Below are 12618 nucleotides of genomic sequence, written 5' to 3' on the forward strand. Positions count from 1 at the left end.
ATATTTAAAACCTAAAAACCTCATGGTTTTACCCTGAGAATTAATTGTCTTGCACAGATGCGATGAATCGCGTCTCTAGGATGTAAACAGTACTTAGCTTGACAAGAGCAGAAATTATGAGTTCCCTTTTATACAGTTTGTCTCATGCAGCAAATTTTTACCCTGCGTCGGAATTATTTCTGCGTCATCGTCTCCAAGTAGTTGAGGAATTGTGGGAATCCGTACTCCGACAAGAATGCGGCCAAGCAATGGTGGATTTATTGCGCCAATTACGAGACTTGTGTTCGCCAGAAGGACAAGCAACCAACGATCAAGCCGCATCTGCTGTGAAGTTGATTGAACAACTGAATATCAACGAGGCCATTCGAGCAGCTCGCGCCTTTGCGTTGTATTTCCAGTTGATTAACATCATAGAGCAGGAATATGAACAACGTCAGCAATTAACGCGCTATTCCGAGGGGGAAACAGAAACCCTCATTGTAGAGGAGACTTTATCAAATGCTACCTACTCCTCCAATCAAAACGAAGATGATGCCAATGAAAATAGAAGCAGAGAAACTCGTACAGATACAATTAATCCATTCTCTACAAAAAGTTCAATAAGTAAATCGGTAGCGGAACAAAAAGGTACTTTTGCCACTTTGTTTCCTCATTTATTCAAGCTGAATGTCCCACCGCAACAAATTCAACGGCTGATTTCACATTTAGATGTGCGTTTAGTGTTTACAGCTCACCCCACCGAAATAGTTCGTCACACTATCCGCGAGAAACAAAGACAGGTAGTCAGCCTGCTGCAAAAATTAGATGCAGTGGAAAAACGCACAGAAAACACCCTGGGGGGATATCCTTGGGAAGCGGTAGAATTACGACAACAATTACTAGAAGAAATTCGCCTATGGTGGCGGACAGATGAACTGCACCAGTTTAAACCAACGGTAGTGGATGAGGTGGATTATGCTCTGCACTACTTCCAAGAAGTATTATTTGATGGGATTCCTCAACTATATAAGCGGTTGAAATATGCTCTGGGTAAGACATTCAGTTGGCTAGAACCGCCGCATAAAAACTTTTGTTCCTTTGGTTCTTGGGTAGGTTCAGATCGGGATGGAAACCCATCAGTGACACCAGAAATCACTTGGCAAACCGCTTGCTATCAGCGCAAAATGGTTTTGGAAAGATACATTCGCTCAGTCAAAGAATTAATTTCATTATTGAGTGTGTCCATGCACTGGAGCGATGTTTTACCAGACTTGCTGGAATCGTTGGAAGTGGATCAGTCCCAGTTAAGTGATGTGTATGATGCGTTGGCGTTGCGTTATCGCCAGGAACCCTATCGCTTAAAACTATCCTATGTGCTGAGACGGTTAGAAAATACCCGCGATCGCAATGTTTCTTTGTACAACCGCGAAACTTCCAGCAATGAAGATGTCCCCATGTATCGTTCAGGGACAGAGTTTTTAGCAGAACTGCGGTTAATTGAACATAATTTAACGGAAACAGGTTTAAGTTGTCGGGAGTTAGAAACCCTAATTTGTCAAGTGGAAATTTTTGATTTTAACTTGACTCAGTTAGATATCCGCCAAGAATCCAGCAGACATTCTGATGCTATTAATGAGATTTTAGAATATCTGCAAATCTTACCCCAATCCTATAACGAGCTATCTGAAGAGCAGCGTGTGGCTTGGCTGACAGGGGAACTGCAAACCCGCCGGCCATTAATTCCAGGGGAGTTACCATTTTCGGAAAAAACTAATGATGTCATTGAAACTTTCCGGATATTGCGATCGCTGCAACAAGAGTTTGGTGTCAACATCTGCCAAACTTACATTATTAGTATGTGTCGGGAAGTAAGTGATGTTCTGGAAGTTTTGTTATTCGCCAAAGAATCTCGACTGTTTGATCCAGTAATGGCTGTGGGAACTATTCAAGTTGTTCCCTTGTTTGAAACGGTAGAAGATTTACAACGCTCCCGTAGCGTCATGCGACAGTTGTTTGAACTACCGTTATATCGAGCTTTATTAGCAGGTGGCTATGAAGCACTGAAAGCGAGTCAAGAAGAAGGATCTGTATCCCCAATTATTCCCGCTACAGCTTCTCCCCTCACCCCAAATTTACAAGAAGTCATGCTGGGGTATTCTGATAGCAATAAAGATTCTGGTTTTTTAAGTAGTAACTGGGAAATTCATAAAGCTCAAAAATCACTCCAAACAATTGCAGAAGAATATAGCTTAAGTTTGCGAATTTTCCACGGTAGAGGCGGTTCGGTGGGACGAGGTGGTGGACCCGCTTATGAGGCGATTTTGGCTCAACCAGGACTGAGTATTAATGGACGGATTAAGATTACTGAACAAGGGGAAGTATTAGCTTCTAAATATTCATTGCTGGACTTGGCTCTGTATAATTTAGAAACAATCACCACGGCTGTAATTCAAGCTAGTCTGCTGCGGACAGGGTTTGATGATATTGAACCTTGGAATGAGATTATGGAAGAATTAGCGGTGCGATCGCGTCAACATTATCGCAATTTGATTTACGAGCAACCAGATTTTATCGACTTCTTCCACCAAGTTACTCCCATTGAAGAAATTAGCCAGTTGCAAATTAGTTCTCGTCCGGCGCGACGACCTTCAGGGAAGAAAGACTTAAGCAGTTTAAGAGCTATTCCTTGGGTATTTAGCTGGACACAAACCCGGTTTTTATTGCCTTCTTGGTATGGTATTGGCACAGCTTTACAGGGATTTTTGAATGAAGCACCAGAAGAACACTTGAAATTGCTACGCTATTTTTATCTCAAGTGGCCTTTCTTCAAAATGGTGATTTCTAAAGCAGAAATGACCCTGGCTAAAGTAGATATGCAAATGGCACATCACTATGTGGCAGAATTAGGAAATCCAGCAGATAAAGTCAGACTAGAAAAGGTATTTGAGCAAATTGCCAATGAGTTTTATCTCACAAGGGATTTAGTCCTCAAAATCACTGGTCACAGTCGGCTGTTGGATGGTGATCCTGTGTTACAACGTTCAGTACAATTACGCAACGGAACCATTGTACCTTTAGGCTTTATCCAAGTTTCCCTGCTGAAACGCTTGCGACAGTCCCGGAATATTACTGCGACTTCTGGGGTGATTCACTCTCGTTACAGCAAAGGTGAGTTACTGCGAGGGGCGTTGTTAACTATTAATGGGATTGCTGCTGGTATGAGAAATACAGGCTGATCACAGGGCGAAAATAAATTACCCCAAAACCGTAGGGTGGGTTAGCGTAGCGTAACCCACCAGATTAGTTCTATAGCACTACGCATATACGTTAGACACCGAAAGGTTTTTACCCTACTCCCTACTCCCTACTCCCTATTCCTCAACTATAATTGTCTTTTTGGGATCAGTAACACTGGTAGAATCTACTTGTAGATTAAAGAATAATTCGCCATGCCTGCTGAAACTAATGAAGTGAAGAATACAATCAAGGGTGCTGATGCTATTGATGAGGCGATCGCCCAAGGAATCGATTTTGATGGTTCGCCCATTCCCACTGCCAAGCTAGAATTATATAGTACAGTCATGGGGCTAGAGGGAAATAGACAGCGTAGTGGAGTATCTAATACCATGCGATCGCGCATTGTCCGAATTGGCGCGAAACACATTCCTCAACCAGAACTAGATAAAATGCTTGTAGAAGCAGGTTTTGCTCCCCTCAAAGACAAAGAAATTGCCTTTTTTTACGGCGGTAAATAATAAAAATCTCCAGGGAAGTTAGGATATAAACTGACCATAAAAGTTAGACACTTCCCACACTCCTCACACCTCCCACACTCCCCACTCCCCACCTATACTAAAAAAGACAGACTTTAAGCCTGTCTTCAAAAGTTTTAATTGAGCCAAGAATTTAGAAATTAAGTTCAGCAGCTTGAACTTTTTCCACTTGTTTCTTCTTCAGAACAAGCATTACTTGAGCTAACATTACAAGAGCAATGAAAGCAATTAAGCCTTGAACTCTTGTAGCATCTTGCAATACAATTTCTACATCTTTTTGACCAAATCCACCAACATTGGGGTCATTGGTTAAAGCATCACCAGCAGTTACAATTTGCCCTTCAGAAACAATCAATTCTGGGCCTGCGGGAATGGTATCAATAGTAGTATTGCCAGATTCTGTTTGGATGTTTACAAGATATTTGGCATTACCATATTCATCTTCTTCTTTGGCAATTTTGCTGATTGTGCCAGTAGCAGAAGCATTGTAAACGGTATTATTGCTCTTTTCGCCAGTGGGATAAACTTGTCCCCGTCCCCGGTTTGCGCCCAGGTGAACTGAATATTTACCGAAGTGAATATTTTTATCCGTGGCTGGGTTGGGAGAAAGAACTGGGAAAACGATTTCTTGATACTGTTCGCCGGGTATTGGTCCCACAAGAAGCACATTTTCTTGATCTTCTGTGTAGGGTTGGAAGTAAACATCGCCTACTTCTTCTTTCAATTCTTCCGAAATCCGGTCTTCAGGGGCAATTTTAAAGCCTTCTGGTAACATCAGAACAGCGCCGACGTTCAACCCAACTTTAGAACCATCAGCGCCAACCTGTTGTATGTTGGTGTCGTAGGGAATTTTCACCACTGCTTTAAACACAGTGTCAGGTAGGACTGATTGGGGAACTTCTACTTCTGCTGGTTTAGCTGCTAGGTGACAGTTAGCGCAGACAATCCGCCCTGTTGGTTCGCGGGGAGTTTCTGGATAGGTCTGTTGCGCCCAGAATGGATATGCTGCGGCGGTTTGGGGCAAGGCTAGATCGCTAGTGAAGTAAAATGTCAAGGTAGCGATCGCTATGAGCAATGTTTTGAGCATTGCTTTAGCTGTGCGAGTTAAACTCGCTGTGGTACGGGCATTTCTCATCTCTATAAGGACAATGATTCTCTGGTTAATTGGTCATTGGTCATCAGTCTCAGCACTTAATTAAGACCACCAAGGTTCTTCATCGGTGCGGAAATCGGTTTCAGTCCAAGGTGTCAAAACAATTTTGTCGTTTTCGGTTTTGGCGTGTGCGAGAGCCAAAGACTTAGGTGCAGGGCCTCTGACTACCTTACCAGTTGCATCGTACTGGGAACCGTGACAAGGACATTTAAACTTGTTCTCTGCGACATTCCAGGGGACAACACAACCTAAGTGTGTGCAGATAGCATTGATACCATAATCGGTAATGGCTTCTTTACTTTCTACCACGATATAGGTGGGGTCGCCTTTTAGCCCTTGAACTAGGGTGCGATCGCCTACGTTATGACTTGCTAGAAAGCCACTGACACTAACATCATTACCTAGTTCGTCTTTTGCATTTGTACCACCACCAGCGCCACCACTAGCAGGTGGAATGAAGTATTTGACTACAGGATACAATGCACCTAAAGCCACACCTGTCACAGTTCCAAAAGTGAGCAGGTTCATGAACTGACGACGGCCCATATCTGGCACGTCCATTGATTCAGAAAATTGAGCCATATTCTACGCGCTCTGTGTGTATTTTTTTAAGCATTCTTACAAGGGTAGCAGTAAGTAGTGCAGCTACTCCTGTTTGAGTCGAAATGCCAACGCCTACAACGATGCTAATTTTCTTTATTCCAAGATATATTGAGCATCTCTTCTGTTAGCATTACATTTCTTTATATGTCTATCATACTTGAGTTACGGAACGTAACATCATAACTAAATGTAAAATCTAATGGAGGAAAGTCATGACAGGACTGGAATTAAGGAAACTGTTACTGGATAAATGGGGATATTCTTATGATCTCCAGTTTCGGCGTACTAAAGGCAAGATATTTCTGCAAGTAATGTGGAAGTATCTCGAACAGGCTTCTTTTCCCTTAACTGAGCTAGAATATCAAGAACATTTGGATAGCATTGCTAATTATCTTCAGGCTTTAGGCGGCACTTTGCAAGTCCAAACATTTATTGCTCAAACGCGCGATCGCCCCAGATTGGGTAAAGCTGTAAGTATTCCTCTGGATTTAGATTTAGGTGAACGCGCCTCAGAATGGATTGTTTAAAATAGCTTAATTCACTATTATTGCTCATGCAGCAGCGCAGAGAGGAACAGATGAGCAAATTGTGCTTTCAGTATGCTTTCTACATAGAAGTTGTCAAAGGTGAAGTTGTCAAAGGTATATTTGCTGTTTTCACTTGAATTGTGGGTATCATTTGCATTCTCGATGGTGCAGCCAAGGTGAAACCACGTCGCACAGGATATACAGGTTTTTGGTTGACTAGAGATAATTCAAACTCTGCCAGAATAGTAGCTAAAGCGATTTTCATTTTATCCTGAGCAAAAGCCAAGCCAATACCAGGTCGATTTCCACCCCCACAAGGTAAATATTCATAAGGGGAAAATTGCCTTTCCAAAAAGCGTTCTGGTTGAAATTTCTGCGGTTGTGAGTAAGTTTGCTGACGATGATGGGCTAAATATATACTCGGAACAATGATGGTTCCTATTGGTAATTGATAACCCATAATTTTTATCGGTGTTTTCACAGTTTGCGGCAATCCATTGACTAAAATTGGATAAATTCTCAAAGTTTCTTGGCAAACTGCTGTTAAATAAGGCAATTTTATAATCTTACTGGATTCTGTATTTATATTTATAGTTTCTAGCTCTCGCTGTAACTTTTCTCGGACTTCTGGTAATTGTCCCAACCAGTAAAAAGCCCATGTCAATGCAGAAGCGGTGGTTTCGTATCCTGCAACTAATATGGTCATTAGTTCATCTCGTAATTCAATGTCTGAAATCCCTACACCGTTTTGATCATGGGCTGAAATTAAGAAGCTGAGAATATCTTGACGATATTGTCCAGATTTTATCCGGCGTTTTTGAATGAGAGTATAAATTAGTTTATCTATTTGCTGTAACAGTCTCACAACTCGCCCCCCAGGACTCCAAGCACCTAAATCTTTACCCATGAAAAAAAACAACGTGCTGGACATCAAGGGGGAAGCAATCAAGTCTAAAAGGGAAGTGATTAATCGCCCCAATTCCTGACAAATAGGTTTTTCATCTATACCAAATACTAACCGTAAACTCACTCGCCAGGTAATTTCTGACATAGAGAGGTGAATATTCAAAGGTTTCCCAATTATCCATTCGTTACTGACTTCTTGGGTAATTTTGCGGATGGTTTGACCATAACTTTCTCTTCTTTCCTCATAAAAATGTGGTATCAATAATTGCCGTTGGCTTTGGTGAAGCTCGCCATCTAGTAAAATGCCAGAATTATCCCCCAGCAAAAATTCTAAACCCCTGTTTCCTCTCACAGATTGAAAACAGCTAGGATCAGCATTAAAAATTTCTTCTAGTGCTTGGGGATGACTAAAGTATACAATGTGCTGACCACCGCGATTTTGAATAGTGAAGTTGTCACCATACACTTTGGCAAAATCTTCTACTTGTTTGACAGACTGGGTAATGAATTTAGCCAAACGCAGATAGCGCGGTAATGTGGGTCCATCGGGTAAGTTGTAAATTGATGTCATCTGATTGTTATTTTTACGAGTTTTGATCTGACGGGAGGCGACACAAAGCGATATATTTAACTAAGGGAGCCTCAGAAGTCAGGATTGCCAAAATCATCGTCACCCTTGATCATCAGGGACGAGTCGCTAAAACGAATATGGCAGTTAATTTAGCCGCATAATTTGGGCAGAAAAACAAGTTTATTCTCATTTATGCAGATATTCAAGTTTCTCCCAGTTATTGATGACACAACAGAGAGTAACCCTGGGTGGCTGATGAATGACAGCGTGATTGGAGAAAATAATGGTTAAGAAGCATCTATCTGATTTAGTACAAGAAGAGCCACAAAAACTGATACCACTGGCAAATCAATCTGTGATTGAGGTGAAAGCGGAGAAAATTACTGAAGACAATTCTTTGACAATTGATAAATTACCGACACAGACACCCAAACCAACTGCGGTCAAAGAAACTATGTCTAGTAATCATCATTTAGAAGCCACGATCCAAGAATTAAAAAAATCTCTCGCACAATCTCAAGATAAAGAAAAAATTCTGCAACAGCAAATTGTTGATTTACAATCAGCTTTGTATGAAAAGCAAGTATTAACAGAGAAGCTGACAACAGACCTGCACGCAGCTAAACAAGATGCGTTACACTTGGCAGAAGCTAATTCTAAACTGATTGCTGAAAGTAATTCTCATATTTCAGCACAACAGCAGCAGCCTAATATTACACAAAAAGAGAATAAATCAGCTATCCAAGTCAAGGAAAAATATAACCCAGTTGGTTATAAAAAATCCCATAGGGTTCCGGAACATTTATTAGAACGTCAGAAAGAGAGTGATAACTTTGCTGATAATACTTGGTTATACGACTAAGGTAACTTGCCATATCAGCCTCAGCAAGTAGAGCAGTACGCATACACATCAGGACATAAACTGAGCATAAAACTTAGACACCGAAAGGTTTTTACCCCACTCCCTACTCCCTACTCCCTACTCCCCAGCAAGTATGATCAATCACGAAATTGCAAAATGTGTTGGGCGGTAATTTCTGGCTGTTCCAAGTGGGGGACATGACCAGAGTCGGTAATCCAAATAAGTTGGCTCTGGGGAATGGCCTGTTGAAATTTCTTAGCATCAACAGTACCTAAAATTTGATCTGTATCACCCCATAAAATTAAGGTTGGTGCGACAATCGCTGAAAGTTGCGGCAATTTAAAAGCAGTGTAACCACCGCTTTTAGTAAAAGTTATGATGGACTGACTCCAATAGGGCATTTCTAGGTGTGATGCAGCACAGCATTGAGCATCCAGTGAGGCCAGGAGCTTGTTTTTGTAAGCAGCACGGGAAATGCGATCGCGGACTTGAGGATTACGCAAAAAATTAGCGGCGAAAGCATCTAAAGGGGGAAACATGAATTTGGTTAAGGGTGAACCCCCTTTTACTCCGGCGCTATCTATTAACACCAATTTTTCTACTACTTCTGGGTAAGTGAGAGTGAAATCAATCGCAGCTGCACCCCCCATTGACGCACCCACCACAATCACAGGTTGATTGATTAGGGTTTTCCAAAAGTGGTAGAGATGAGTTTTGATGGCGAGGGGACTAAATGGTGTACCGGGGATTCTTTCTGTAAACCCAAAACCCAATAAATCCACCGCCCAGGTTTCATTCTCTCTGGCTAGGAGGGGCAAAAGCCGACGAAATTCTAATACAGAACTGTCGAAGCCGTGAATTAATAAAATAGGTGTACCACCAGTACCTTGCTGCACATAGGTTGTGGTAATTGCTTGATTTGTTAAGGGGGTGGCGATCGCCTGACTTTGAATATTTTCAGCCAAGGTGATGGAGGTAGATTCGGTCAATTGCCCCACTGTACTGGGTAAAAAACTAGGAAACATCATCTTTAGTTTACGGCAGAGGATCAGAGAAAATTTTCTCAAATGTCAAAATTGGTACGAAAGCCTCGTACAATTAATATCACTTAATTTTTTCGACTCAGGAGCTAATGCCATGCCAATGGCGGTTGGCGTAATTGAAACCTTGGGCTTTCCTGCTGTGCTAGCAGCAGCCGATGCTATGGTTAAATCTGCCGCAGTCACAATTGTATATTATGGTCAAGCCGAAAGCGCTCGCTTGTTAGTAGCTGTTCGGGGACGTGTTTCGGAAGTTAACAGAGCTGTAGAGGCGGGGATAGTCGCCGGAGAACAAACTTTCGGTGGTCAAGTAATTACCCACTACATTGTTCCTAATCCTCCAGAAAACGTGGAGACCATTTTACCCATCCACTTCACCGCAACATCTGAACCTTTCCGTATGTAGGCAAATTTATGATCTGACATCTGGCATCATTTGCCATCATCTGAGGGTGAATACTGAAAAAAATATCAAAATTAAGGTTTCACCCTATAAAAATTGTCTACAAAATCTAAGCCCCCAAAATGGGCGATTTCAAACTCCAAATCCTTACTTTGTAGGGGTTTAAAAATGTGTTTTGGGAAATTCATTCAACTTCCTAAGATGACTGCGGACAAAAGATTTGTCCCCCCCACATACATTTATTCATACAGGAGATTACTAATGTCATTACAAGCCGTTGGAGCGCTCGAAACAAAAGGTTTCCCTGCTGTATTAGCAGCAGCTGATGCGATGGTGAAAGCTGGTCGTGTCACCCTTGTGGGTTATATCAGAGTCGGTAGCGCTCGTTTTACAATCAATATTCGTGGGGATGTATCTGAGGTCAAAACTGCTATGGCTGCTGGTATTGAAGCTGCCGAAAATGTTCATGGTGGTACTTTGGAATCTTGGGTGATTATTCCCCGTCCTCATGAAAATGTGGAAGCCGTTCTACCAATTGGCTATACAGAAGAAGTCCAAGAATATCGGGATTCTGTCGAAAACCCCATCGTGCGCTCATCTAATCGGTTATAAACTTCAATTCATCAGTTGCTAGTCAAAAGTTAAGGTGTTAATTATTGATTTATATTAACCTTTGACCTTTGACTATTAACTTTTGTTGCAAAAAACGATATTAACTGAATAAGTATAGGAATTATATAGCCTTTCCGAGTCTAATGAAGTACACACCAATTTATTCTCTGTTCCCTGTTCCCTAAAACTAAAAAACTTTGTACCTCACCAGCATGGGAACTGCGATATTTGATTTTTGTGGGCATAGCCTATCCTATGCTCTGAAAATCTCTGGATAGTAGAAACAAGTTTTTCCGACCCCTACTCCCAAACTCAGCAAATTTAATTAAAGAAAGAATAGAAATTGATAGGATTAATGAGGATTTTGGGTATATTTGAGTAATACTGAAACTGTAATTTAGCAAAAGCTACGTAAGTATTGCCTAAACTTAATCAATCTAAATGTAATTGAGAGTAGAAGCACTAAGATATCTTAATGTTAAAGATTTACTCATGAGCTACTACCCAAGCATCAATGAAGTATGAAAATGGGGGTTGTGATGCCAACTTTAATACAGGGTTTTGAGGAGCGCAATCTCGCTATGACCAAGGAGGTAGAGAATTTAACCAGTTTGTGGCGTAAGCGTTTAGCTGTGGAGTGTCCAGAACAAAGTTTAGCCAATAGAGAAAGTATTATTCTTTGGCTTTTAAGCACTGACTTAAAAGGCTTTGACGGTCTCAATTCGACAGAACGCCACATTGCTCAACAATCAATGGAATATCGGTGGAGAATTTTACATCAACGCTACTTAGATAAAGGGCGAGAACGTGCCTACCGGAACCTGATTGCTCGTTTGGGAAGTTTAGTTACATTACGCAATAAGATTCAGACTTGGATTTCTCTGAGCCGCGATCGCCAACGTAGTGTGATGGATGTTTTGCAAGAAGTGGTACAAGAATTACTGCAAAACGATAAATATATGCAGCAACAAATGGTTGATATCACTGAATTTACCAGTGATAAGCGACTGCGGGATGCTCTGCTGTTTGCCAGTATCGAAGAGTACGCTATGCGTCCAGTACGAAATCAACCCCTACTGGTATATAGATTTGTCAACTATCTGCGGCGGATGCAGCGTGGTGGCTTAACCCAAGTACCGGGTGGTGATTTAGTTAAGCTAGTTTCTGAAGAAATTCTGGCAGATGATGATGATTATCGGGTCAACTTAGCGGATCATCAGGCGATCGCCGAATATCAAGCTGCACAACAACTAGAAGAACAACAAACACTGCGACAGGTAGTGCAAGAAGAATTTTCCGATTATTTACAAGCAAATTTGGGACAAGAAGCAGTAGACTGGCTGCAACTGTATTTGCAAGGTAAATCTCAAGATGAAATCGCCAAAAAACTACATAAACCAATCAAAGAAATTTACCGTCTGCGAGAAAAAATTAGTTACCATGCAGTACGGGTTTTTGCCCTCAAATTCCTTTACTGAGTACAGCCAACCCACAGACCTTGGAATGGCTACTCAATGTGGCAATTGAACACGAATACCCTGTAGGGCGAGCCGTGTTGATGGAAGATGCCTGGGGTAACGCAGTTTACTTCCTCGTTTCCGGTTGGGTGAAAGTTAGACGCATTTCCGGAGATGATTCTGTTGCGCTGGCTATTTTAGGTCGGGGTGATTTTTTTGGCGAAATGGCTATTTTAGATGAATCACCCCGTTCTACTGATGTGATTGCCCTTTCTCCGGTCAATTTGTTGAGTATTTCTAGAGAGCGTTTTATTCAAATACTATTTAAAGATCCGCAGCTACATCACCGGATGCTGCAACTGATGGTGCGGCGATTGCGACAAATCAACCAACGCTTACAAATCCGCTCTTCTCCCCCTGCGGTTAAACTTGCCCATACCTTAGTCAGTTTAGGCGAAAGCTACGGACAACAATCTAGCAAGGGTAAGGAAATTTTGAATATTCCTTTTAAAGATTTAGCGGAAGTAACAGAAATTGGTGTGGCAGAAACTACCAAAATTATGGAAAAGTTGCATGAAAAAGGCTGGATCATAATTGATAGTGCCAACAATATTATTGAACTGGTTAACTGGAAACAATTGATTAACCTCGCTGCGAAGGTGTAAACTCAGTTTTATGTGTTTACCGAAAATAGTGGGTTTAAAGCCCCGTCATTCTAGGACGGCTTTTTAT

11 protein-coding genes and 1 pseudogene are annotated in these 12618 nt (G+C 41.6%); 8 read left to right on the forward strand and 4 right to left on the reverse strand.

Annotated elements, in window-relative coordinates:
• The first annotated feature begins 116 nt into the window (after window positions 1–116).
• Both ppc and ACM0OP_RS00340 read left to right on the forward strand, forming a co-directional pair.
• Window positions 117–3215 (forward strand): phosphoenolpyruvate carboxylase, encoded by a 3099-nt coding sequence (gene ppc / locus ACM0OP_RS00335; protein ID WP_414526395.1) that lies wholly within the window; start codon window positions 117–119, stop codon window positions 3213–3215.
• A gap of 213 nt (window positions 3216–3428) precedes the next feature.
• On the forward strand, window positions 3429–3734 hold the full coding sequence (locus ACM0OP_RS00340) for a small RNA NsiR4-regulated ssr1528 family protein (protein WP_414526396.1): 306 nt from the start codon (window positions 3429–3431) through the stop codon (window positions 3732–3734).
• Window positions 3735–3885: 151 nt separating this feature from the next.
• Here ACM0OP_RS00340 and petA read toward each other — a convergent pair whose 3' ends face one another.
• Window positions 3886–4887, reverse strand: a complete 1002-nt coding sequence (petA, locus tag ACM0OP_RS00345) for a cytochrome f (protein ID WP_414526397.1) — start codon at window positions 4885–4887, stop codon at window positions 3886–3888.
• A 60-nt stretch (window positions 4888–4947) separates the two neighbouring features.
• Window positions 4948–5487: a cytochrome b6-f complex iron-sulfur subunit gene (gene petC / locus ACM0OP_RS00350; protein WP_414526398.1), complete on the reverse strand. Its 540-nt coding sequence runs from the start codon at window positions 5485–5487 to the stop codon at window positions 4948–4950.
• A 233-nt stretch (window positions 5488–5720) separates the two neighbouring features.
• Between petC and ACM0OP_RS00355 the strand changes: the two genes are divergently transcribed.
• The gene (locus tag ACM0OP_RS00355) at window positions 5721–6035 is read left to right on the forward strand and encodes a DUF3067 family protein (RefSeq protein WP_414526399.1); all 315 of its coding nucleotides are present in this window, start codon (window positions 5721–5723) and stop codon (window positions 6033–6035) included.
• A 79-nt stretch (window positions 6036–6114) separates the two neighbouring features.
• Here ACM0OP_RS00355 and ACM0OP_RS00360 read toward each other — a convergent pair whose 3' ends face one another.
• Complete coding sequence (locus ACM0OP_RS00360) at window positions 6115–7512, reverse strand: cytochrome P450 (protein ID WP_414526400.1); 1398 nt, start codon at window positions 7510–7512, stop codon at window positions 6115–6117.
• A 283-nt stretch (window positions 7513–7795) separates the two neighbouring features.
• Between ACM0OP_RS00360 and ACM0OP_RS00365 the strand changes: the two genes are divergently transcribed.
• Window positions 7796–8374: a hypothetical protein gene (locus tag ACM0OP_RS00365; RefSeq protein WP_414526401.1), complete on the forward strand. Its 579-nt coding sequence runs from the start codon at window positions 7796–7798 to the stop codon at window positions 8372–8374.
• Between the two features lie 137 nt (window positions 8375–8511).
• On the opposite strand, the gene ACM0OP_RS00370 is transcribed toward ACM0OP_RS00365, so the two are convergent.
• The gene (locus ACM0OP_RS00370; protein WP_414526502.1) at window positions 8512–9399 is read right to left on the reverse strand and encodes an alpha/beta fold hydrolase; all 888 of its coding nucleotides are present in this window, start codon (window positions 9397–9399) and stop codon (window positions 8512–8514) included.
• 112 nt (window positions 9400–9511) lie between these two features.
• On the opposite strand from ACM0OP_RS00370, the gene ACM0OP_RS00375 reads away from it, so the two are divergent.
• The 4 genes and pseudogenes from ACM0OP_RS00375 (at window position 9512) to ACM0OP_RS00390 (ending at window position 12551) form a co-directional block, all read left to right on the forward strand.
• Entirely contained in the window at window positions 9512–9820 is a 309-nt protein-coding gene (locus tag ACM0OP_RS00375; protein WP_414526402.1) for a carbon dioxide-concentrating mechanism protein CcmK, read from the forward strand.
• Between the two features lie 258 nt (window positions 9821–10078).
• Window positions 10079–10429, forward strand: a complete 351-nt coding sequence (locus ACM0OP_RS00380; RefSeq protein WP_414526403.1) for a carbon dioxide-concentrating mechanism protein CcmK — start codon at window positions 10079–10081, stop codon at window positions 10427–10429.
• A 527-nt stretch (window positions 10430–10956) separates the two neighbouring features.
• A pseudogene (locus ACM0OP_RS00385) lies at window positions 10957–11895 on the forward strand (HetZ-related protein 2); the annotation flags it as partial.
• Between the two features lie 8 nt (window positions 11896–11903).
• A complete protein-coding gene (locus tag ACM0OP_RS00390) occupies window positions 11904–12551 on the forward strand; it encodes a Crp/Fnr family transcriptional regulator (RefSeq protein ID WP_414526503.1) in 648 nt (215 codons plus the stop codon).
• Window positions 12552–12618 lie beyond the last annotated feature (67 nt).

Source organism: Nodularia chucula CCY0103 (genome assembly GCF_963923915.1).
Lineage (GTDB): Bacteria > Cyanobacteriota > Cyanobacteriia > Cyanobacteriales > Nostocaceae > Nodularia > Nodularia chucula.

Coding starts and splice junctions, on each gene's coding strand:
- ppc (WP_414526395.1), top strand. CDS start 117: ATGAGTTCCCTTTTATACAGTTTGTCTCATGCAGCAAATTTTTACCCT.
- ACM0OP_RS00340 (WP_414526396.1), top strand. CDS start 3,429: ATGCCTGCTGAAACTAATGAAGTGAAGAATACAATCAAGGGTGCTGAT.
- petA (WP_414526397.1), bottom strand. CDS start 4,887: ATGAGAAATGCCCGTACCACAGCGAGTTTAACTCGCACAGCTAAAGCA.
- petC (WP_414526398.1), bottom strand. CDS start 5,487: ATGGCTCAATTTTCTGAATCAATGGACGTGCCAGATATGGGCCGTCGT.
- ACM0OP_RS00355 (WP_414526399.1), top strand. CDS start 5,721: ATGACAGGACTGGAATTAAGGAAACTGTTACTGGATAAATGGGGATAT.
- ACM0OP_RS00360 (WP_414526400.1), bottom strand. CDS start 7,512: ATGACATCAATTTACAACTTACCCGATGGACCCACATTACCGCGCTAT.
- ACM0OP_RS00365 (WP_414526401.1), top strand. CDS start 7,796: ATGGTTAAGAAGCATCTATCTGATTTAGTACAAGAAGAGCCACAAAAA.
- ACM0OP_RS00370 (WP_414526502.1), bottom strand. CDS start 9,399: ATGTTTCCTAGTTTTTTACCCAGTACAGTGGGGCAATTGACCGAATCT.
- ACM0OP_RS00375 (WP_414526402.1), top strand. CDS start 9,512: ATGCCAATGGCGGTTGGCGTAATTGAAACCTTGGGCTTTCCTGCTGTG.
- ACM0OP_RS00380 (WP_414526403.1), top strand. CDS start 10,079: ATGTCATTACAAGCCGTTGGAGCGCTCGAAACAAAAGGTTTCCCTGCT.